The following is a 20,694-nucleotide window of genomic DNA, read 5'->3' as shown; positions in this document are numbered from 1 at the left end:
TTCGATGCCGCTGACCCCGGCCGATGTGCATAGCATTTCGTTCAAGAAGGCCCCGATTGGCAACCGCGGGTACGACGAGGACGAGGTGGACAACTTCCTCGACGAGGTGGAGCGAGAGCTTGAGCGCCTCATCGAGGCGAACAACCAACTGCGCAAGCAGAACGAGCAGCTCGCGGCCGGAGCCCCGGCCGGATCGGTGGACAACGCCGAACTGCTCGCGGAGTTCGAGCGGCTGCAGCACGAGAAGGTCCAGGCTGAGAAGGCCGCCGCCGCCCTTGAGTCCGAGCTGGACGAGTTGCGCCGTTCCGGCGCGCTGTCCAACGGACCCGGAGCCCAGGGCCCCGAAGGCGGGGAGCAGCAGGCGCTGCGCCTGCTCATGGTCGCCCAGCGCACCGCCGACGACCACCTCGAGAGCGCCCGCTCCGAGGCCGACACGGTGCTGACCGAGGCCCGTACCGAGGCCGACTCGGTGCTCACCAAGGCGCGCAGCCAGGCGGAGTCGCTGGAGGAGGAAGCCCAGCGGCGCCACAAGGAGATCATGAACAACCTGGAGTCGAAGCGTGCCGCGCTCCACAAACACATCGAAGAACTCAAGACCTTCGAGCGTCAGTACCGCACCCGCCTGAAGGCGTACCTGGAGAGCCAGCTTCGCGACCTGACCGGCCGCGGCGAGGGCGTCATCGAGGGCGACTCCAGCGACCAGGGCGAACTGCGCTCCTCGGGCCCCTCGCCCGCGCTGACCGCGGCGGGCAACGACGCGGTGCGCTAGCCGCTTGAGCGTAACCCGAACGGGTCTGGCGCGTTGTGCTTAATATGGGTGTCGCGTGGGGTGTTATAGATCGCATCCCGCGCGACACCCATATCGCATCCCCCAATACTCTTAACCATGCCGCGCCGACCCCATAGAACCCAGTGGAGTTATAGCTCATGATCGTCGGTAGTTTGCTGCTGTTGCTCACCGGAGTCGTCCTGCTCGTGATGGGCCTGGTGCGCGGCGATGACACGTATCTGGTGGGCACGATCATCGCCAGCCTGCTGGCGGCGGTGTGCCTGTACGGCGCCTCCCGGCGCACCAAGTCGCGCCGCGCCGCCGCCTCGCGCACCCGCGCCAGACGCCCGGCCCGTTCCGACGAGGCCGAGACCGATTCGCGGCTGCGTGGCCGCGCCGACGACACCGCCGTGGTGCCCCGCTCCCGCGACGACGCCCCCGTCGCCGAGTCCGGCCCCGATGAGGCCGACACCCCGGCCGAGTCCGGTGGTCGCCCGACCGTGGACATGGACGTCGAGACCGAGGCGGTCCCGTCCGACGAGCCCGCCGAGGTGCCGATGTCCAGCGTCGAGGCCGCCGCCCTGATGCGGATGGACGCCGAGGTCATGGTCGTGGACGGCCGGCCCCGGTTCCACCTGGGCGGCTGCGTCCACCTCGTGGGTCGCGACGCCGAGCCGCTGCCCGCCTACGAGGCCGTTGAGCTGGGATTCGGCGCCTGCGCGCTGTGTCGTCCGGCCCAGTCGCTGCTGCGGGAGCCCACGCGGCGTTAACAACCGCTTCATCTGAGTGGCCGATTGGTTGCTTGTGTGACTGTTGTGGCGTATCATCTTCCCTTAACCGCGCGGCAGACCTGCCGCGCGAGCCCCATAACAGGGGCTTTCTTGCTATCGAATTCTGGGGGATGGTAATGCCACAGTTCGCGATCCCGCCAGGATGCAGTTGTCCATGCCGACCCCTCCTGAGAGCGCGCCATGACATCTACTAAGAAGAAGCCGTCCGGGGACACCGCCACCGCGGAACCGCCGGCGAAGAAAGCCGCCTCGACCGCGAAAACCGCCGTCAAGGCCAAGTCCAAGCGCAGCGCCAAGGACACCGAAGAGGTGCGGCTGGCTCTGGAGGAACGGCTCGCCGAGTTGCGTGCCGAACACGCCGAGGCCATCGTGGGCATCAGCGAGATGCAGAAGGAACGGTTGTCCGACTCCGCCGGTGACGATCAGGTCGACTCCGGCTCCAAGACCGTGGAGCGGGAACAGGAGATCAGCCTCGCCAACAGCGTCCGGGACCGGATGGTGCAGGTGGAGCGGGCGCTGGAACGGCTCGAGGACGGTGACTACGGCGTGTGTGAGAAGTGCGGGACCAACATCCCGGCCGCTCGGCTGGCCGCGTTCCCGTCGGCTACGCTGTGCGTCGATTGTAAGAGCGTGGAGGAACGTCGCTGACCGGCGCGACGGGAGTCCGGTTTTCCCGAAGGAGCGACGGTGACGAGTAACGACCCCACCGTCGTTCCCGCTGCCGACAAACGAATGCCCACCATGCGCCGTTCCCGGCTGTTGCTGCTCTTCGCGGCCGTGGCCGTCTCGTCCATTGTGATCGACGCGGTCAGCAAGATCATCGTCGTGCAGACCGTCGACCCCGCCAAACCGGTCAAGCTGCTGGGCGGGGCGATCTACCTGTCCCTGACCCGCAACAGCGGCGCCGCCTTCAGCATGGCCAGCGACTACACCTGGGCGCTGAGCCTGGTCGCGATCACCGTCGTGTGCCTGATCGTGTGGTACGCGTTCCGCCGACTGGGCTCGGTCGGCTGGGCCATCGCGCTGGGCCTGATCGCCGGGGGAGCGCTGGGCAACATCGTGGACCGGATGTTCCGGCAACCGGGTTTCCTGCACGGCCACGTCGTGGACTTCATCAGCCTGTTCCACCCGGCGGGCGGCTACTGGGCGATCTTCAACCTCGCCGACTCCTCGCTGGTCGTGGGCGTCGCACTGGTGATCCTGCTGGAAGTGCGCGGTCGCCGCGTCGACGGCACCCGGGCGACCAAGGCCGAACCGAAAGCCGCCGATGAGTAACCGGGAATCGCGGGAGGTGCTGGTCCCCGACGGCCTCGACGGACTGCGCATCGACCAGGTGATCTCGCGGCTGTTCGGGCTGTCGCGCACCGTCGCGGCCGAACTCGTCAGCGCCGGAGAGGTCACCGTCGACGGCCAGGAGTGCATGAAGTCGACCCGGGTGGCCGCTGGCGGCCAGCTGTCGGTGCTGCTGCCCGAACCCCCCAAGCCCGCCTCGGCCCCCGAACCCGAACTCGTCGAGGGACTGGCCGTCATCTACTCCGACGACGACATCGCGGTGGTGGACAAGCCCGTCGGCGTCGCCGCGCACTCCAGCCCCGGCTGGAACGGCCCCACCGTCGTCGCGGGACTGGCCGCCGCCGGACACCGCATCAGCGTCCACGGCCCGCCCGAGCGGCAGGGCATCGTGCACCGCCTCGACGTGGGCACCAGCGGCCTGATGGCGGTCGCCAAGAGCGAACGCGCCTACTCGGCGCTCAAGCGCGCCTTCAAACAGCGCGAGGTCGACAAGCGCTACCGCACCGTCATCCAGGGCCACCCGGATCCGTTGCGCGGCACCATAGACGCCCCGATCGCCCGCCACCCCGGACACGACTTCAAGTTCGCGGTCCGCGCCGGTGGCCGCGCCAGCATCACCCACTACGACACCCTCGAGGCGTTCCCGGCGGCCAGCCTGCTGGACGTTCAGCTGGAAACCGGTCGCACACATCAGATCCGGGTGCACTTCTCGGCTTTGCGACACCCGTGTGTCGGGGACCTGATTTACGGTGCCGACCCGACCTTGGCGTCTAAGCTTGGCCTGACTCGCCAGTGGCTGCACGCCTACCGGCTGGGGTTCATCCACCCCGGCACCGCCAAGCCGGTGGAGTTCCGCTGCGAGGATCCACCAGATCTCGCCCACGCGCTGCGGGTATTGCGCGGCCTGGATTGACGCCGCGTAAGCCCACATCCCACGTTGGGGGAGATTGTGGCGGTATTCGCGCATCAGACGGGCAATTCTTTTACGGGCCGCTAGTGGGGCTCGCGGGAATTCCGTAGGCTGGGAGTCAGTTGTCGTCAGGCGCGGCTCGACCGTGCCATTCCCCCGGAGCTGGAGGTGAGCGTGGGTACCACCGATGGTTGGTCCGCCAAGCGGTCCGAGCAGACGCCACGGTGGCGAACCCTGTTGAGCCGCAGTCGACAGCGCGGTGATGACACCGCGACCCTGTCGCCGCCGCCGCAGCAGGACTACCCGTCGAGCGAGGTGGTGCCGCCGCCGCGGCAACCGCTGGCCTGGGGTGCGGCCGAACCGTCCCCCGGCAGGGACCTCAGCCGCCACCCGGCGCTCAAGGAACTGCGCCGCGATCTGGGGCGCCCCAGGGTGATCGCGTTCGTCAACCCCAAGGGCGGGGTCCACAAGACCACCGCCACGGTGCTGACGGCCGCCGCGCTCGGCAGTGCCCGCGGCAAGGGCGTCATCGCCTGGGACGACAACGAACTGCGCGGCACCCTCGGCCTGCGCGCCGGTACCGCCCGCCACGCCCGCACCATCCGCCACCTCGTCAACGACCTGGCCCAGGTCGAGGCCGCCGGGACCCAGCTGGCCGAGATCGCCGACGACTACCTGCGGCACTCGGCCGACGGCTCCTTCGACGTCCTGGCCGGTGACGAGGACCCGAAACTGGCGGGCAAGCTCGATCCCGAGACGGTGCTGCGGGTGCTGGACATCCTGACCCGCACCCACGACATCATCTGCATCGACACCGGCAACAACGTCGAGTCCGAGAACTGGCGCACCGTCGTGTCCAACGCCGACCAGCTCGTCGTGACCTCGGTGCCCCGCGAGGACGCCGCCTTCACCGCGGACTGGATGCTGGACCTGCTGGTGTCCGACGGCTACGTCGACCTGGTCGCCAACGCGGTGACCCTGCTGTCCTGCCCGACGCCCCGCCCCGGCACCCTGCTCGACGACCTGACCGCCCACTTCAAGAGCCGCACCCGCGACGTCGCGGTGGTCCCGTACGACCCGACCCTGGAACCCGGCTCGGCCATCAAGTACTCGCAGCTGCGCGACACCACCCAGGACGCGTGGCTCAACGCCGCCGCCACGATCATCCGATCGTTCTAACCAGGCACCATGCCGCCTCTGGTCGTGGCCTGCGGCGCGGGCATGAAAAGATCGGGGCGATGACTTCTTCCGAACGGTCGCGCGACGAATCGGACACCATCGAGCTGGCACCCGCCGCGGCGGGTGCCTCCGACGTCGCGCCCGACCCCTTCGATGACCCGGATGAGTCGCGGCTGTCGCGGATGTGGCGCCGCGGGTCGCGCCGTCGCCGGGACCTGCTGGCCGCCACCGGGATCGTCGCGCTGCTGACCGTTCTGGGCTTTCCGCTGGGCGCGTTGTGGAACCTGCTGGCGCCCCGGGTGGAGATGGTGCGGGTCGACGGCGGCTGGGCCTTCACCGAGGAGAACCCCGAGCAGTACATGGGCGACGACGGCGTCTTCGCGCTGCTGGGCCTGGGCGCGGGGATCACGGTGGCGCTGGTGCTGTGGCTGGGGTGGCGTTCGCGGCGCGGCCCGTTGATGCTGACCGGGCTGGTGCTGGGTTCGATCCTGTGCCAGACCGTCGCGTGGCGGTTCGGCCGGTTCGGACGTGACGACTACCTCAACTCGCTGGACTCGGTGCGGGTCGGCTGGCACACCTGGCGGGCCCCCGACCTGCTCATGGTCGACTTCCACCCCTTCGGCACCGGCGAACCCGGCAAGATCGACACCGCCTGGGAGGCAATGGTTCGCGGCGACCTGGCCGGGATGTGGGACCACCTGTCGCTGGGCGTGCTGGCCACCATGGGTTTCGCCGCCGCGTTCATCTACACGGTGTGCGCGGGCTGGTCCAAGTACGCGTCGCTGCGCGCCGAACGGCTGCCCGGCGAGGACGACTTCTGACGGATCGGCGCGCGCGTGGCGACCGCGAGTGCGTTGTCACACAGCCGCAGCTCCCACTACGCGAAACACCCAGACATCGATGAGTCGAGGGCGACTACCCTCGATGGCGTGCTGAAACGCATCGATCTACGAGGGTCCACCGACATTCCCGCGGGGTTGCTTCCCCGGGCGCGCTTCGACGTCGCCGCCGCGCTGGCCGAGATCCAGCCGCTGCTGGACGCCATCGCGCATCACGGTGCCGACCCGATCCGACGCGTGACGGCCGAACGCGACGGCGTCGAGCTGGACAGCCTGCGGGTACCCGCCGAGGCCCTGCGCGACGCACTGGACTCATTGGACCCCGCGCTGCGGGGTTCGCTGGAGGAGGCCGTTTCGCGGGTGCGCGCGGTGCACTCCGCCCAGCGTCGCGAGAACCTCGTCACCGAGGTCGCTCCGGGCGGCGTGGTCACCGAGCGGTTCGTGCCGGTGCGGCGCGTCGGGCTCTACGTCCCCGGCGGGCTGGCACCGTTGGCGTCCAGTGTGGTCATGAACGTGGTGCCGGCGCAGCTGGCCGGGGTGCCGCAGATCGCGGTCGCCTCGCCGCCGCAGCGCGCCACCGGACTGCCCGACGTCACGATCCTGGCCGTGTGCGCGATGCTGGACGTCACCGAGGTCTACGCCGTCGGCGGTCCCGCCGCCATCGGCATGTTCGCCTACGGCGCCGACGAATGCGCGCCGGTCGACATGATCACCGGCCCGGGCAACATCTACGTCACCGCCGCCAAACGCGCGGTGCGGGGCCTGGTCGGCATCGACGCCGAGGCCGGAACCACCGAGATCGCGGTGCTGGCCGACGACACCGCCGACGCCGCCCACGTGGCCGCCGACCTGATCAGCCAGGCCGAACACGACCCCGAGGCCGCCAGCGTGCTCGTCACGCCCTCGGCGGCCCTCGCCGACGCCGTCGACGCCGAAGTCAAGGCCATGGTCGACGAAGCCCGTCACGCGCAACGGATCCGGATCGCGCTGTCGGGCCCGCAGTCGGGCATCGTCCTGGTCGACGACCTCGAACAAGGACTGTCGGTAGTGGACGCCTACGCGGCCGAGCACCTGGAGATCCAGACAGAGGGCGCCCGCGAACTGGCGATGCGGGTCACCAACGCCGGAGCCATCTTCGTCGGCCCGTACTCGCCGGTCTCGCTCGGCGACTACTGCGCCGGGTCCAACCACATCCTGCCCACCGGCGGCTGCGCCCGGCACTCGTCCGGCCTGTCCGTCACGAGCTTCCTGCGGCCGATCCAGGTCATCGAGTACGACCGCGAGGCCCTGGCAGCCGTCAGCGACGACGTGGTCCGGCTGGCCGAGGCCGAGAACCTGCCCTCGCACGGCAAGGCGGTCACGGCGAGGTTCGGCCGGTGACCGACGAGATCCAGCGGCTGCTGCGCGACGACCTGCGCGGCCGCAGCCCTTACGGCGCGCCGCAACTGGACGTCGCGGTGCGGCTCAACACCAACGAGAACTCGTACCCGCTGCCGGGCGAGGTCGCCGCGTCCATCGAGAAAGCACTGTCGGGTGTGGTGCGCGACCTCAACCGCTACCCCGACCGGGACGCGGTCGAACTGCGTCGCGACCTGGCCAACTACCTGGGCCACGACCTCGACGTGGCGAACCTGTGGGCCGCCAACGGATCCAACGAGATCCTGCAGCAACTGCTACAGGCCTTCGCCGGACCCGGCCGGACCGCGCTGGGCTTCACGCCCGCCTACTCCATGCACCCGCTCATCTCGGCGTCCACCGGCACCGCCTGGGTCGACGGCCACCGCGAGGCCGACTTCGGACTGTCCGCCGAGCGCGCCGTCGACCAGGTGACACGGCACCGTCCCGACGTGGTGTTCCTGTGCTCGCCCAACAACCCGACCGGCACCGCGCTCGGCCTCGACGTCGTGGAAGCCGTGCTGGAAGCCGGAACCGGCCTGGTGGTCGTGGACGAGGCCTACGCCGAGTTCGCCCGCGACGGCGTGCCCAGCGCGCTGCGGCTGCTGGGGGGCAACCCGCGGCTGGTCGTCACCCGCACCATGAGCAAGGCCTTCGGTTTCGCCGGGGCCCGCTTGGGCTACCTGGCCGCCGACGCGGCGGTCGTGGACGCCCTGCAACTGGTGCGGCTGCCCTACCACCTGTCCTCGCTGACCCAGGCGGCGGCGCGCGCGGCCCTCGGCCACGCCCCGACCCTGCTGTCCACAGTGGCAGCCATCAAGGAGCAACGGGACCGCGTCGTCACCGAACTGACCCGGCTGGGTCTGGCCGTCGCGCCCAGCGACGCGAATTTCGTACTGTTCGGCTCCCTGGCCGATTCCAAAGCCGTGTGGCGCTCGTTGGTAGATAGAGGGGTGCTGATACGTGATGTCGGCCTGGACGGCTGGCTGCGCGTCACCGCCGGAACCCCCGACGAGACCACCGCGTTCCTCGAAGCACTGACAGCCGTACTGAAGGAGAACCCGTGAGCCGCACCGGAACCGTGAGCCGTACCACCAAGGAGACCTCGGTACACGTCTCACTCGACCTCGACGCTCCCCAGGGGATCATCGAGGTGTCGACCGGCGTCGGCTTCTTCGACCACATGCTCAACCAGCTGGGCAAACACGGCGCCATGGACCTCACGGTGCGCACCGAGGGCGACCTGCACATCGACGCCCACCACACCATGGAGGACACCGCCATCGCCCTGGGCGAGGCCTACCGCCAGGCCCTTGGCGACTGCCGGGGCGTGCGCCGCTTCGCCGACGCCACCGTGCCGCTGGACGAGGTCCTGGCCCGCGCCGTGGTCGACCTGTCCGGCCGCCCCTACGTCGTGCACGAGGAACCGCTGGAACTGGCCCCCACCATCAACACCGACTACCCGACCAGCATGACCCGCCACATCCTGGAATCCTTCGGTCACCACGCCCGTATTACGCTGCACGTCTCGGTGTTGCGCGCCGCCAACCACGGTCAGCGTCCCGACGCGCACCACGTGGTGGAGGCCCAGTTCAAGGCGCTCGCCCGCGCGCTGCGCTCGGCGTCCGAACTGGACGGCCTCGACGAGGTCCCCAGTACGAAAGGCGTGTTGTAAGTGGAGAGTGTCGTGCCGATCCTCATGATCGGCGTGGGAGGGTTCCTCATCGGCGGTGTCGTCTCGGCCGCCAAGGCCAAGAAACCGCTCCCCGCGATCGTGCTGGGCGTCCTCGCGGCCGTGGCCATCGCGGGCGGCATCCTGTGGCTGTGGCCCACGTGAAGCCGTCGGTCGTCGTCTTCGACTACGGTTCCGGAAACCTCCGCTCGGCCGCGCGCGCCCTGGAACACGCGGGCGCCGACGTCACCGTCACCGCCGACACCGCCGCCGCGGTCCGCGCCCACGGCCTGGTGGTCCCCGGCGTCGGCGCCTTCGCCTCCTGTATGGACGGAATCCGTTCCTGCGGCGGCGACAAGGTGATCGCCGAACGCCGCGCCGCCGCGACCCCCGTCCTCGGCATCTGCGTCGGCGCCCAGATCCTGTTCGACGCCGGAACCGAGCACGGCACCCGCACCACCGGCCTGGGCGTCTTCGACGGCGAGGTCACCGCGCTGCGCGCCGAACGCGTCCCCCACATGGGATGGAACACGGTGGACCAGACCGGCATGCCGCTGTTCGAGGGCCTGGCCCCCGACGCCCGGTTCTACTTCGTCCACTCCTACGCCGTCCACGGAACCATCCCCGGCGCCCAGGTCGCCACCTGCGACTACGGCGACCCCTTCGTGGCCGCGATCAGCCGCGACACCGTCTCGGCGACCCAATTCCACCCCGAGAAATCCGGCTCGGCCGGACTGACACTGCTGTCCAACTGGGTGAGGAGCCTTTAGTGACCACATTGACCCTGCTGCCCGCGGTCGACGTCACCGGCGGCCAGGCCGTCCAACTCGTCAAGGGCGTCGCCGGAAGCGGCAAACAGTACGGCGACCCGATCGACGCCGCCCTGGCCTGGCAGGACCAGGGAGCGACCTGGCTGCACCTGGTCGACCTCGACGCCGCCTTCGGCCGCGGCGACAACGCCGCCCTGCTGGCCAAGGTCGCCGAACGCGTCTCCATGAACGTCGAGATGTCCGGCGGCATTCGCGACGACGCCTCCCTCAACCGCGCCCTCGACGCCGGGGTCGCCCGCGTCAACATCGGCACCGCCGCCCTGGAAGACCCACAATGGTGCGACGACGCGATCGCCGCCCACGGCGACCGCGTCGCCATCGGCCTCGACGTCCGAGGCGGCCGCCTCGCCGCCCGCGGCTGGACCCGCGAAGGCGGCGAACTCTTCGAAACCCTGGCCCGCCTGGAAACCGCCGGCTGTGCCCGCTACGTCGTCACCGACGTCAACAGCGACGGCATGCTGTCGGGCCCCAACGTCGACCTGCTGCGCCAGGTCTGCTCCCACACCGACAAACCCGTCATCGCCTCCGGCGGAGTCTCCACACTCGACGACATCCGCACCCTGATGACCCTCGTCGACACCGGCGTCGAGGGAGCCATCATCGGCACCGCCCTGTACGAGGGCAAGTTCACCGTCGCCGAAGCCCTCGCCGTCACGGAAGGCCACAGATGACCGACATCAAACGCATCGCCTCCGGCGGCCCCTGGGAACAGCTCTACGGCTACGTCCGCGCCGTCAAGGCCGGACCCTGGGTCATCAGCTCCGGCTGCACCTCAACGGTCGACGGCAAGGTCGTCCACGTCGGCGACGTCGCCGCCCAGGCCAAGGAAGCCTTCCGCATCGCCCTGGACTCGCTCGTGGAAGCCGGAGCCAGCCTCACCGACGTCGTCCGCACCCGCATGTACGTCACCGACCCGGTCCACGCCGACCCGGTAGGCCGCGCCCACGGCGAACTGTTCGGCCTCGTCAAACCCGCGGCCACCCTCGTCGTCGTCTCCCACCTCCTCCACCCCGACCAACTCGTCGAAGTGGAAGTCGAGGCATACCACCAGGACTGAGGAGCCCCCATGTTCGCTGTGCTGACCGGTGCCGGACTGTCGGTGTCGGCCGGGCTCAACGCCTACATCCCGCTGCTCCTGGTGGGCCTGATATCCAAGTTCACCGACCAGATCTCCCTCCCTCCGAGCTGGGACTGGCTGTCCACCTGGTGGGCCCTCACCGTCATGACCGTCCTGCTGATCGTCGAGTTCGTGGTCGACAAGATCGCCGTGGTCGACCACGTCAACGACATCATCCAAACCCTCATCCGCCCCGCCAGCGGCGGCGCCGTCCTCTCGGCCACCACAGCGGCAAGCGAACTCGACGAAGCCACGGGCACAGCGGTAGCGGCCATCGACAACCCCACGGTCGCCTGGATCGCGGGCATCGCCCTCGCCCTAGCCGTCCACATCACCAAGGTCGTGATCCGCCCGATGATCAACGCGGGCACCCTGGGCTTCGGCACACCCGTCGCCAGCGCCGCCGAGGACACCGGCTCGTTCGGCATGAGCCTGCTGTCGATCTTCGCCCCGATCCTGGCCGGAATCGCGCTGATCTTCGTCCTGATCGCCATCATCTTCCTGTGGCGGGCCCGACGACGCTGGAAGAAACGTCGAGCCGACCGCAAGGTCGCCAAGATCGCGGAGCGGTACTCGAAGAGCCAGTGACGTTACGGGGCGGGGCCGAGGAGCTCGCGGAGTTCGTCCGCTTCGGGGACGCCCAGCCGGGAGAAGATATCGAAGGCCTGCGCGCGACAGGCCGTAGTTTGGGCGGGATTGTTTGCACCCTCGTACGCGTTGGCCAGCGCCGCCAGCGACCTGGCGTGCATCAGCGGATAGGACATGTTCGCGTAGCGGTCACACGCGTAACCGCCGAACGTGACGGCTTTCGCGAACCGTCGAAGCCGGGTGTTGGTGATGCACCGCAGCCGCGCGATCTCAGCGGCGAATTTCTGGTCGGATTCGTTGAGGTGATGGGGGCCGAGTGTGTCCAGGGCTCGTAGCGCGGCTTGTTGATCTCCCGAATCGCTGTGGAGGTGCGCCAACTGGATCGTAGCCAGCATGACCGCCCCGGTGAGGTCCATGCGAACGGCGACAGCGAGTACGTCGGTCAACTCTGGACGCGCGGATTCGTACCGGCCCAGCGCGCAGAGAGCCTCAGTACGCAGGATTCGCGAGAACGTGCGTGATCGCATTCCTCCCACGTCCGGCGGCAGCGAGTGCACCTCGTCAAGGACCGTGAGAGCCTCGGTAAGGCGGCCGATGTCCAGATAGAGGGCGCCTAGTTGGGCCTTCGCGGTAATGTCCAGAGTGGGTTGTGTGGGCAGCTCCGGATTGTCAATGACACCGTTGAGTAGTGTCTCGGCGTCGGCGAACTTACCCAACCTGCGGCAGATGGCGGCCAGGGACGACGAACAGGACTTGATGTTCTGGGCGTCACCTGACTCTCGCGCCGATCGCAGCGCGTCTCGCATGAGCGTCTCGGCTTGGATGTACTGGCCCACCTCCATGTACATCAATGCCAGATTCCCCCGGAAACGCCCGTCGGGATCCTCCAGACCCGCTCGGTGAACGACATCGATGGCCTTCTCTGCTTCGCGGACCGCCAGATTCCGGTTTCCCATGGCGCGATACAGAATCGCGATCTCCATGAGGAGATACGCGTTGCCCATGGGATCCATGCCGTCTTTTCTCGCGACGAGTGCCCACTCGGCCAACTGAAGTAGCTGAGTGGGCTTGTACTCGGTCCCGCTGAAGACTGAGAACATCGTCGCGAGTTTCCAGATCTCAGGATGTTCTCGCCACGCGTTGAACGCGGAAACGACATTCGATGCCTCTGTGACGGAAATTTCGCGCCGGACAGCGTAATGCCAAGTGATGAAACAGGTTTGAATGTCGTGAAGACGAACGTCGTCGAAGGTCCGGCGACCCTGTTGTCTCATGTAATCGCGAGTCAAGTCGTGAATACGGTACCGGGACGGGATGTGCTGCTCAATGAGATGTGCGGCCTCCAGGGCCGCCAGATTTCGCCCGGCCCCGGTTTCGTCCAGTTCGGACAGGTGGACCGCCAGTCCATGACAGAAGTCGTCGCCCAGGATCTGCGCCAGCTTCAGCAGCAGTTCGCGGCTCGTGTCATCGAGTGCTGCCACGGACAATTCGAGCACGTTGGACACGCTGGCGAGCTTGTCCCCGTCAAGCGCCAATCGCCGCAACCGATCCGGCCCGCCCAGTACATCGGTGAACTCACCGAGTGCCAGGTCTGGCTGCGCCGCCAAGCTCGCCCCCGCGATCCGCAAGGCCAACGGCAGCCGTCCGCACAGCTCGGCGATCCGATGTGCCGCTTCCGGGTCAGTGTCCAGCCGCCCGGCTCCCACGATGTTCGCCAGCAACTCCAGTGACTCCGTCTGGCTCAAGGTATCCAGCCGAATCGGCTCAGCGCCTTCAAGTGCGGTGAGGCTTGCCAGCCGATCCCGACTGGTCACGATCGCCAGGTTCCCGGCGCCGCCCGGCAGCAGCGGTCGGACCTGGGCTGCCTCGCGGGCGTTGTCGAGAATGACGAGCATCCGCCGCTCGGACAGCAGCGACCGGAACAATGCCGCCGCCTCATCCACATCGGATGGGACAGTCGTACTGGTTTGCCCCAGTGCCACCAGAAACCGCCCCAGCGCGTCGATCGCGGCGACCGGTTTCGCTTCGTCGTACCCGCGCAAGTTGATGTACAACTGCCCGTCTGGAAACCGCTCCCGCACCCGGTGCCCCCAATACAACGCCAGCGCCGTCTTCCCCGCACCACCCATCCCCGCGATCGCTGACACCACCGCCGTGTTCCGCCCCTGCTCCAGTAGCTCGTCCAGCGCCACCACCTGCTTACGCCGACCCGTGAACGTCGACGGAGCGGCGGGCAGCTGTGCCGGGACCGTCCGCTCCCGCACCGCCGCTGTGGTCCGGTCGGCAGCGGGGGTTTCGGGCTCACCCCGCAGGATCGCCGAGTGCAACCGCGCCAGTTCGGCGTCCGGATCCAGACCCAGCCCCTCGGCCAATCGTTTCCGCAGTTTCCGGTAGACCTCCAACGCCTCTGACTTGCTCCCCGCGTACCAAAGCGCCCGCATCAGTTGTCCCGTCAACCGTTGCCGGAACGGGTGCGCCACCAGCAGCTCCCGCAGTTCGCCGACGACGTCCAAACGTCGTTCCAGGTCCAGCTCGAGCTCGACGCGTTCCTCGATGGCCGAGATCCTCGCCTCGTTGAGCTTCGCCGCCGCCGCTTCGATGCTGCTCCCCGTCAAGCCCGCGAGGGCCTCGCCCCGCCACAGTCGCAACGCTTCTCGCAGATATCGCAATGCCTCCCGTGGTTCGGCCGCTCGGGCGAGCGACCGCAATCGCTCAAACTCCCGCAGATCCACAGTGGCCGATTCAAGCTCCAATCGGTAGCCGTTGCCGGTCGCCTCGATGGCATCCGGTTCCGGCAACGCGCGGCGCAACGCCGCCATAACGTTTTGGACCTGTCGCTTCGCTGTGGCGGGTGGATCCTCGGCCCACAGCGTTTCGATCAGACGGGTGACGGTGACGAGACGCCCGGCGTCGACCAGCAATACCGCAAGCAGCTTGGGAGCGTGGCGACCGGAGATCGGGACGGAACGGCCGCCGTGCTGGACTCGCAACGGTCCGAGTATCGAGAACTCCACGCCGACTCCCGTTCGACTTCAACCGATGTCGATGGGACTATACACGCGCGATTACAGTTTCCCGGTCTCAAATCCTGGCGCGCTGAACCCGGTGGGGTCTGTTGATCGCAGCAGGTCAACGCGCGGTTATCGTGGTCACCATGTCTTTGGCCGTTCGTGTCATTCCATGCCTCGACGTCGACGCTGGCCGCGTCGTCAAGGGGGTCAAGTTCAAGGAGTTGCGCGACGCGGGGGATCCGGTGGAACTGGCCGCCGCGTATGGTGCGGCCGGGGCCGATGAGCTGACGTTTCTGGATGTCACCGCGTCGGTTGACGACCGGGCCACCATGATCGATGTCGTGCGCCGCACCGCTGAGACCGTGTTCATTCCGCTGACCGTGGGTGGGGGAGTGCGGTCGGTGGAGGACGTGGACGCGTTGCTGCGGGCCGGGGCGGACAAGGTTGGAGTCAACACCGCCGCGATCAACCGGCCGGAGCTCATCGCTGAGATCGCGAAGCGGTTCGGGAACCAGGTGCTGGTGTTGTCGCTGGACGTCCGCCACACCGGGGAGACCGCGAGCGGCTGGGAGGTCACGACGCACGGCGGCCGTCAGGGGACCGGGCTCGACGCGGTCGAGTGGGCGAAACGGGGCGCCGAGCTGGGGGCGGGGGAGTTGCTGGTCAACTCGATGGACGCCGACGGTACGAAGGACGGGTTCGATCTGCCGTTGATACGCGCTGTCCGTGCCGCCGTTGACATCCCGGTGATCGCTTCGGGTGGGGCGGGGGAGCTGGACCATTTCGCTCCGGCGGTGGAGGCCGGGGCCGACGCGGTGTTGGCCGCGAGTGTGTTCCACTTCGGGCAGTTGAGTATTGGTGAGGTCAAGGACGCGCTGGCCGCGTCCGGGGCCACCGTGCGGCGGTAGCGTTCCGGTGGTCAGGGCATCGGCGTGATGTCGATGGTGGTTCCTGGCGCGGCGTAGCCGATCGGGCCGGAGAACGTCGCGGCGGCTCGGTCGACGGCTTGCTCGGGGGTGAGGAACGGGCCGACGTGGGTGATGATCAATCGGCCCACGCCAGCTGCGGTGGCGGTCGTGCCCGCGTCTTCGGGAGTGTGGTGAACCGGTGGGGTGCTGGGTTCGGCGCTGTCGGCTTCGCATAGCAGCGTGTCGCAGGTGGTGGCCAGTTCGGTGAGCTTGGCGCAGGGCGCGGTGTCGCCGGAGTAGACCAGCGAGACGTCACCGTCGTCGACGCGGACCGCGAATGCCGGGAGCCCGTGCTCGACCGCCCGGGTAGTCAGTGACAGTGGACCTATCTCGGCGCGATGCCCGTCGTGTAGTTCGTGGATGGTGAAGGCCCGCTCGACGGGGCTTCGTTCGGGGCCGTTGGTGAGGAAGTCGGCTAGCCGATCGGCGATGCCGGGTGGCCCGTAGAGCGGGAGCGGTGCGGTGAGGCGAAGGTCCGCGTAGAGCAAGGCGTAGTACGCGGTCAAAAGGTCGGCGCTGTGGTCGGCGTGGGCGTGGGAGATCCAAATGGCGTCGAGGTCGGTGAGGCGGACGTGTCGTTGCAGCGCGGCGAGGGTTCCGGTTCCCGCGTCCAGCCAGATCCTCGTGTCGCCGCTGGTGAGCAGGTAGCCGGAGCACGGATTGTCAGGGCGCGGGTATGGGGTGGCGCTGCCGAGTACGTTGAGTCGCAGCCCTGCCGTGGTCATTCGGCCAGTGTAGGGACTCGTCGGTTCTGGCCAAGAAAAACGGCCCCGCGCGAATCGCGCGGGGCCGTTGTCAGCTGGACGTCAGTTGTTGCCTCCGCCATCGGCATCGCTGGCAGCGGCGATCGGCAATGCGGCCAGACCGGCTGTGTCGTCCGTGCCGCCCACCGTCTTACCGGCGGTCTTGCGGCTCATCTTGCGGTCGACCACGTTGACCAGCTTGCCCGCGGTGTAGGCGATGATGAAGTACACGAACGCGACAGTGAACAAGCTCTGCAACAGTGCGACGTTGAAGTTGGATCCCAGCAGCCGGGCTTCGTGGAGCAGCTCGGGGTAGGTGATCGCGTAACCCAGCGAGGTGTCCTTGAACAGGATGATCAACTGGGCCAACACCGCCGGAAGCATGTTGCGGATCGCCTGCGGCATGACGATCGATCGCATGACCTGACCGTGCCGCAGACCGACGGCGTGTCCGGCCATCGCCTGTCCCGGCGGCAGCGCGTTGATACCACTGCGCAGGATCTCGGCGAGCACCGCTCCGTTGTAGATGGACAGGCCGATGACGACGAACGAGGTCAACTGCCAGATCTCGTCGGTGAACAGGGCGTCCATGTACCCGTAGTACAGGTTGATCGCGTACGGGATCCAGATCAGCAGCAGCAGCGGGATCGACCGGAAGAACTGAACGTAGACCGCGCTGATGGCCCGGATGAACTTGAAGCGCGAGACTCGCCCCATACCGACGATGACGCCGATGACCAGGGCGCCGATGCAGCCGAAGAAGGCCGCGCGCAACGTTCCGAGCAGACCCTTGACCCAGATCGTCTCGAAGAGTTGGGCGTCGAAGACGGTGTTCCAGGCTTCGGCGGAGAAGAATTCGTTGCTGCTCAAGATGATGACCGCGTACGTGACGAAGGCGGCAATCAACAGCCCGGCGACTACGGAGACGATCCTCGCGCGTTGCTTGCCCTTGGGGCCGAGCGCGTCGAAGAGGACGGAGGTTTCTTGTTTGCTCATGAGAGTTCTTTCGCAGTCGCTACCGGGAGATCGCGGCGCGCTTCTCAGCGACGCGGATGAGATAACTCGCGGGCAAGTTGATGATCAGGTAGAACAGGATCACACCGATGACGATCGTCCAGATCGACACACTGACGTTCCTGTCCTCCTGGAGCTGGTCGGCGACGCCGCTCAACTCGATGATGCCGACCGCGGACGCCAGCGCGCTGTTCTTGACGAGCGCGATGAACAGCGATCCCAGTGGCGGTACGACGGTCCGGAACGCCTGCGGGAGGATCACGCTGGACAGTGACTGTCCGAAGGTGAGGCCGATGGAGCGCGCGGCCTCGGCCTGTCCGAGCGAGATGGAGTTGATGCCCGAGCGCAGGGTCTCACCGACCAGCGCGCCGGTGTAGGTGCCCAGGCCGATGATCGCCCAGATCCACGAGGCCATGCCCTTGCCGATGCCCAGCGCGGTGAAGCCGAACAGGAACAGCACCAGAATGACGAGTAGGGGGATGTTGCGGAAGAACTGGGTGTAGGCGGTCGCGGCCCAACGGGCGGGGGGCGCGGGACTGACGTGCATGAGCGCGAGGATCCCGCCGATGACCAGCGCCAGGGCGAAGCTGGCCAGTGTCAGCCACAGGGTGGTCACGAAACCCTGCGCCAGGATCGGCAACACGTAGTCGAGGTTTTGGAACACGGTGATTCCTTATTGGTCTGTATGGGGCTGGTGCCCGCCCAAAGTGGGCGGGCACCAGTGGGTTACTTAGTCAGAGGTGATCTTGCCGATTTCGGGGTACTCCGGCTTCTCCATGCCAGCGGCACCGAAGGTCAGCTCGAAGGCCTTGTCCCAGTCTTCGTTCTCGTAGGCCGCTTTGATCATCTCGTTGATGTAGTCCTTGGCCGCGTCGTTGCCCTTCTTCATGCCGATGCCGTAAGGCTCGTCGGTGAAGTTCTCCGAGGAGTCGAGGATGCGGAACGCTTCCTTGTCCTGGCTCTTGTAGCCGTACAGGATCGTCTCGTCGGTGCTGACCGCGTCGAAGGTGCCGTCCTTGACCTGGGCGGCACAGTCGCCGTAGTTGGCGCGGGTCTCGATCTTGGCCTTCGGGTTCTCCTTCTTCAGGTTGTCGATCGAACCCGAGCCCTTGGCGATGCAGACCTTCTTGCCCGCCAGGTCATCAATGGTCTTGATGTCCTTGTTCTCGGCAGACACCAGGGCGTTCTGACCGGTGAACAGGTACGGACCGGCGAACGAGAACTGCTTCACGCGGTCGGGGTACATGCTGTAGCTGGCGATGACCACGTCGACCTCGCCGGAGTTCAGGAAGGCCTCACGGTTGTCGGAGGTGGTCTCCTTGAACTCGACCTTCTCCTCGCCACCCTTGCCGAACAGGCGCATACCCAGCAGCTTCGCCATCTCGATGTCGAAGCCCTCGTAGGTGGAGCCCTTCTTCTCGCCGATCAGTGGCTGGTCGGGCTTGACACCGACGACGAGCTTTCCGTCCTTCACCGCGTCGGCGAGCAGGCCCTCGGGGACATCCTTGTCCTGCTCCATGACGTAGTCGCCGACTTCTTCCTTCTTCTTGTCGGCTTCTTCCTTGTCCTTCGACGCCTGACCCGCGCACGCGGACAGGGCGAACAGGGCCACGGCAACACCCGCGACCACAGCAGTGCGGAACTTACGCATCTGTGCCTGTTTCCTTTCGGTCTGTATTACGAGGTCTGTCCCGGCGGACATTACCCCGGGAAAACAACGGTTTCGACTATCAGTGAGACAACACTTTCGACAAAAAGTCCTGCGCACGTTCGGTCTGGGGGTTGTCGAAGAACTCGGCCGGGGGAGCCTCTTCGACGATGGCGCCGTCGGCCAGGAAGATGACCCGGTTGGAGGCGCGGCGGGCGAAGCCCATCTCGTGCGTGACCACGACCATCGTCATGCCCTCGCGGGCCAGGTCCTGCATCACGTCGAGGACCTCGTTGATCATCTCGGGGTCGAGGGCCGAGGTGGGCTCGTCGAACATCATGAGCTTGGGGTCCATGGCCAGGCCGCGGGCGATGGCCACACGCTGTTGCTGGCCGCCGGACAGCTGGGCGGGGAGGGCGTCGGCCTTGTCGGCCAGGCCGACGCGTTCGAGGAGTTCCCGGCCGCGCTTCTCGGCGGCGGCCTTGGACTGGCGGCGCACCTTGATGGGTCCCAGGGTGATGTTCTGCAGCACGGTGAGGTGCGCGAACAGGTTGAAGTGCTGGAACACCATGCCGACGTCGGAGCGCAGTTTCGCCAGTTCGCGGCCTTCGGCGGGAAGGGGTTTGCCGTCGACGGTGATGGTGCCGGAGTCGATGGTCTCCAGGCGGTTGATGGTGCGGCACAGGGTGGATTTACCCGAACCCGAAGGTCCGATGAGGACGATAACCTCGCCTCGGTCCACGTGCAGGTTGATGTCCTTGAGCACGTGGTTGCTGCCGAAGTGCTTATTGACCCCGGACAGCCGGACCAGTGGGGTGGAGGCATCCGTCGGTTTTTCCATACGTGTCCCTGTTTCGAGAAAACCCGCAATTTATCCGGGTATGGGCGAATGGGTGTCGTTCAGTGTTTGGTGCTTTCGGAATGCTAGTGTGCCAGCTCACGCAGCGACATCCGGGTCGACGTGGACACGGGACGTACACATTGTGGTATCAGCTCGGTAACGAGTAAGCGATTACGCTGCCGGTAGCGTTGCGGCCGTGACGAAATACCCATGGCCGACCGACGTCGAGACCGCCGAGAAGTTGCAGGAGTCGTTGCGGACCCGGGTGTGTCGCGAGGGCGTTCGGGTGGCCCCTGGGGTGGTGGCCGGGGTCGATATCGCCTATGACAAAGATTCCGAGCTGGCCGCCGCGGCGGCGGTGGCCTTTGAGCTGGGATCGCTGGCGGTGGTGGCCACCGCGACGGTGGTGGGGCGGGTGGAGTTCCCGTATCGGCCGGGGTTGTTGGGATTTCGGGAGGTGCCATTGTCGTCCCAGGTGTTGGAACGGTTGGACGTGGCGGCTGAGCTGGTGGTCTGCGACGGGCACGGGCTGGCGCATCCCCGGGGGTTCGGAATGGCGTGCCATCTGGGTGTCCACATGAATCAACCGACAATGGGAATTGCGAAGAATCCTCCCGAATTCGCTGTCAATGAACCGGGAAAGCGACGCGGATCGTCCACATTGATATTCAATGGGGACGATGTCGTGGGCGCTTGTCTGCGCACACAGGACAATGTGAAACCCGTTTATGTCTCGGTCGGTCATCGTATTGGTCTGGACGAGGCGGTGGAGGTGGCGTTGCGGTTGTCGCCGCGGTTTCGGCTGCCCGCCACCACCCGGGCCGCCGATCGGCTGTCGCGGGACACTTTGGCCGAGGCGCTAGGCTGAAGCGCGTGTCCAACGCCGACCCCCAATCCCTGCGTACCCTGTGCCTGACCTGTTCGGGTTCGGGTGATCTGGAACGGCAGGCCGCCCGAGTCAAGGACGGCAAGATCGTCGCCGGTGTCGTCAGCGACGAGTGCTGGTTCTGCCGGGGCGAGGGGTGGCTTCACTTCGCTCGGAGAGCGAACTGAGGCACAGCGCTCGGAGAGCGAGCTGAGGCACAG

General features: G+C 67.2%; 23 protein-coding genes and 1 pseudogene. 18 read left to right on the top strand and 6 right to left on the bottom strand.

Annotation, left to right across the window (positions count from 1 at the left end; genetic code table 11):
- The first annotated feature begins 4 nt into the window (after positions 1-4).
- The 15 genes and pseudogenes from SNAS_RS19745 (at position 5) to SNAS_RS19680 (ending at position 11,383) form a co-directional block, all read left to right on the top strand.
- Complete coding sequence (locus SNAS_RS19745; protein ID WP_013019227.1) at positions 5-769, top strand: DivIVA domain-containing protein; 765 nt, start codon at positions 5-7, stop codon at positions 767-769.
- A gap of 158 nt (positions 770-927) precedes the next feature.
- The gene (locus SNAS_RS19740; RefSeq protein WP_013019226.1) at positions 928-1,539 is read left to right on the top strand and encodes a hypothetical protein; all 612 of its coding nucleotides are present in this window, start codon (positions 928-930) and stop codon (positions 1,537-1,539) included.
- Positions 1,540-1,740: 201 nt separating this feature from the next.
- The gene (locus SNAS_RS19735; RefSeq protein ID WP_013019225.1) at positions 1,741-2,208 is read left to right on the top strand and encodes a TraR/DksA family transcriptional regulator; all 468 of its coding nucleotides are present in this window, start codon (positions 1,741-1,743) and stop codon (positions 2,206-2,208) included.
- Between the two features lie 39 nt (positions 2,209-2,247).
- Positions 2,248-2,835 (top strand): signal peptidase II, encoded by a 588-nt coding sequence (gene lspA / locus SNAS_RS19730; protein WP_013019224.1) that lies wholly within the window; start codon positions 2,248-2,250, stop codon positions 2,833-2,835.
- The gene (locus SNAS_RS19725) at positions 2,828-3,766 is read left to right on the top strand and encodes an RluA family pseudouridine synthase (RefSeq protein WP_013019223.1); all 939 of its coding nucleotides are present in this window, start codon (positions 2,828-2,830) and stop codon (positions 3,764-3,766) included. Before lspA ends, SNAS_RS19725 begins: the two co-directional genes overlap by 8 nt.
- 258 nt (positions 3,767-4,024) lie before the next feature.
- A pseudogene (locus tag SNAS_RS19720) lies at positions 4,025-4,942 on the top strand (MinD/ParA family ATP-binding protein); the annotation flags it as partial.
- A gap of 59 nt (positions 4,943-5,001) precedes the next feature.
- Entirely contained in the window at positions 5,002-5,763 is a 762-nt protein-coding gene (locus SNAS_RS33025; protein WP_013019221.1) for a DUF2567 domain-containing protein, read from the top strand.
- 108 nt (positions 5,764-5,871) lie between these two features.
- Positions 5,872-7,161 carry a histidinol dehydrogenase gene (hisD, locus tag SNAS_RS36305; protein ID WP_013019220.1) on the top strand — a complete coding sequence of 430 codons (1,290 nt, stop codon included), beginning with the start codon at positions 5,872-5,874 and terminating at the stop codon, positions 7,159-7,161.
- Complete coding sequence (locus tag SNAS_RS36300) at positions 7,158-8,243, top strand: histidinol-phosphate transaminase (RefSeq protein ID WP_013019219.1); 1,086 nt, start codon at positions 7,158-7,160, stop codon at positions 8,241-8,243. The genes hisD and SNAS_RS36300 overlap by 4 nt, the downstream gene beginning before the upstream one ends.
- Complete coding sequence (hisB, locus tag SNAS_RS19700; RefSeq protein WP_013019218.1) at positions 8,240-8,851, top strand: imidazoleglycerol-phosphate dehydratase HisB; 612 nt, start codon at positions 8,240-8,242, stop codon at positions 8,849-8,851. The genes SNAS_RS36300 and hisB overlap by 4 nt, the downstream gene beginning before the upstream one ends.
- Positions 8,852-9,013, top strand: a complete 162-nt coding sequence (locus SNAS_RS35880; protein ID WP_169313905.1) for a hypothetical protein — start codon at positions 8,852-8,854, stop codon at positions 9,011-9,013.
- On the top strand, positions 9,010-9,618 hold the full coding sequence (gene hisH, locus SNAS_RS19695) for an imidazole glycerol phosphate synthase subunit HisH (protein ID WP_013019216.1): 609 nt from the start codon (positions 9,010-9,012) through the stop codon (positions 9,616-9,618). Before SNAS_RS35880 ends, hisH begins: the two co-directional genes overlap by 4 nt.
- Positions 9,618-10,349, top strand: coding sequence for a bifunctional 1-(5-phosphoribosyl)-5-((5-phosphoribosylamino)methylideneamino)imidazole-4-carboxamide isomerase/phosphoribosylanthranilate isomerase PriA (gene priA, locus SNAS_RS19690; RefSeq protein ID WP_013019215.1), 732 nt, complete (start codon positions 9,618-9,620; stop codon positions 10,347-10,349). The genes hisH and priA overlap by 1 nt, the downstream gene beginning before the upstream one ends.
- Positions 10,346-10,735 (top strand): RidA family protein, encoded by a 390-nt coding sequence (locus SNAS_RS19685; RefSeq protein ID WP_013019214.1) that lies wholly within the window; start codon positions 10,346-10,348, stop codon positions 10,733-10,735. The genes priA and SNAS_RS19685 overlap by 4 nt, the downstream gene beginning before the upstream one ends.
- A 9-nt stretch (positions 10,736-10,744) precedes the next feature.
- Complete coding sequence (locus SNAS_RS19680) at positions 10,745-11,383, top strand: DUF4126 domain-containing protein (protein WP_013019213.1); 639 nt, start codon at positions 10,745-10,747, stop codon at positions 11,381-11,383.
- Between the two features lie 2 nt (positions 11,384-11,385).
- Here SNAS_RS19680 and SNAS_RS33020 read toward each other — a convergent pair whose 3' ends face one another.
- Complete coding sequence (locus tag SNAS_RS33020) at positions 11,386-14,397, bottom strand: AfsR/SARP family transcriptional regulator (protein WP_013019212.1); 3,012 nt, start codon at positions 14,395-14,397, stop codon at positions 11,386-11,388.
- Between the two features lie 140 nt (positions 14,398-14,537).
- Here SNAS_RS33020 and hisF point away from each other — a divergent pair, with 140 nt between their 5' ends.
- Positions 14,538-15,302, top strand: coding sequence for an imidazole glycerol phosphate synthase subunit HisF (gene hisF, locus SNAS_RS19670; RefSeq protein WP_013019211.1), 765 nt, complete (start codon positions 14,538-14,540; stop codon positions 15,300-15,302).
- Between the two features lie 11 nt (positions 15,303-15,313).
- On the opposite strand, the gene SNAS_RS19665 is transcribed toward hisF, so the two are convergent.
- From SNAS_RS19665 to SNAS_RS19645, 5 genes are all read right to left on the bottom strand, one after another.
- A complete protein-coding gene (locus SNAS_RS19665) occupies positions 15,314-16,087 on the bottom strand; it encodes an MBL fold metallo-hydrolase (protein WP_013019210.1) in 774 nt (257 codons plus the stop codon).
- Positions 16,088-16,168: 81 nt separating this feature from the next.
- Positions 16,169-17,101: an amino acid ABC transporter permease gene (locus SNAS_RS19660; RefSeq protein WP_013019209.1), complete on the bottom strand. Its 933-nt coding sequence runs from the start codon at positions 17,099-17,101 to the stop codon at positions 16,169-16,171.
- A 19-nt stretch (positions 17,102-17,120) separates the two neighbouring features.
- Entirely contained in the window at positions 17,121-17,783 is a 663-nt protein-coding gene (locus tag SNAS_RS19655) for an amino acid ABC transporter permease (protein WP_013019208.1), read from the bottom strand.
- Positions 17,784-17,849: 66 nt separating this feature from the next.
- Entirely contained in the window at positions 17,850-18,770 is a 921-nt protein-coding gene (locus SNAS_RS19650) for a glutamate ABC transporter substrate-binding protein (protein WP_041625061.1), read from the bottom strand.
- A gap of 79 nt (positions 18,771-18,849) precedes the next feature.
- A complete protein-coding gene (locus tag SNAS_RS19645; RefSeq protein ID WP_013019206.1) occupies positions 18,850-19,608 on the bottom strand; it encodes an amino acid ABC transporter ATP-binding protein in 759 nt (252 codons plus the stop codon).
- A 196-nt stretch (positions 19,609-19,804) separates the two neighbouring features.
- Between SNAS_RS19645 and SNAS_RS19640 the strand changes: the two genes are divergently transcribed.
- Complete coding sequence (locus SNAS_RS19640) at positions 19,805-20,476, top strand: endonuclease V (protein ID WP_013019205.1); 672 nt, start codon at positions 19,805-19,807, stop codon at positions 20,474-20,476.
- 5 nt (positions 20,477-20,481) lie between these two features.
- Positions 20,482-20,661, top strand: a complete 180-nt coding sequence (locus SNAS_RS19635; protein ID WP_013019204.1) for a hypothetical protein — start codon at positions 20,482-20,484, stop codon at positions 20,659-20,661.
- The last annotated feature ends 33 nt before the right edge of the window (positions 20,662-20,694 follow it).

Source organism: Stackebrandtia nassauensis DSM 44728 (assembly GCF_000024545.1).
GTDB lineage: Bacteria > Actinomycetota > Actinomycetes > Mycobacteriales > Micromonosporaceae > Stackebrandtia > Stackebrandtia nassauensis.
This window is presented reverse-complemented; position numbering and strand designations above follow the sequence as displayed.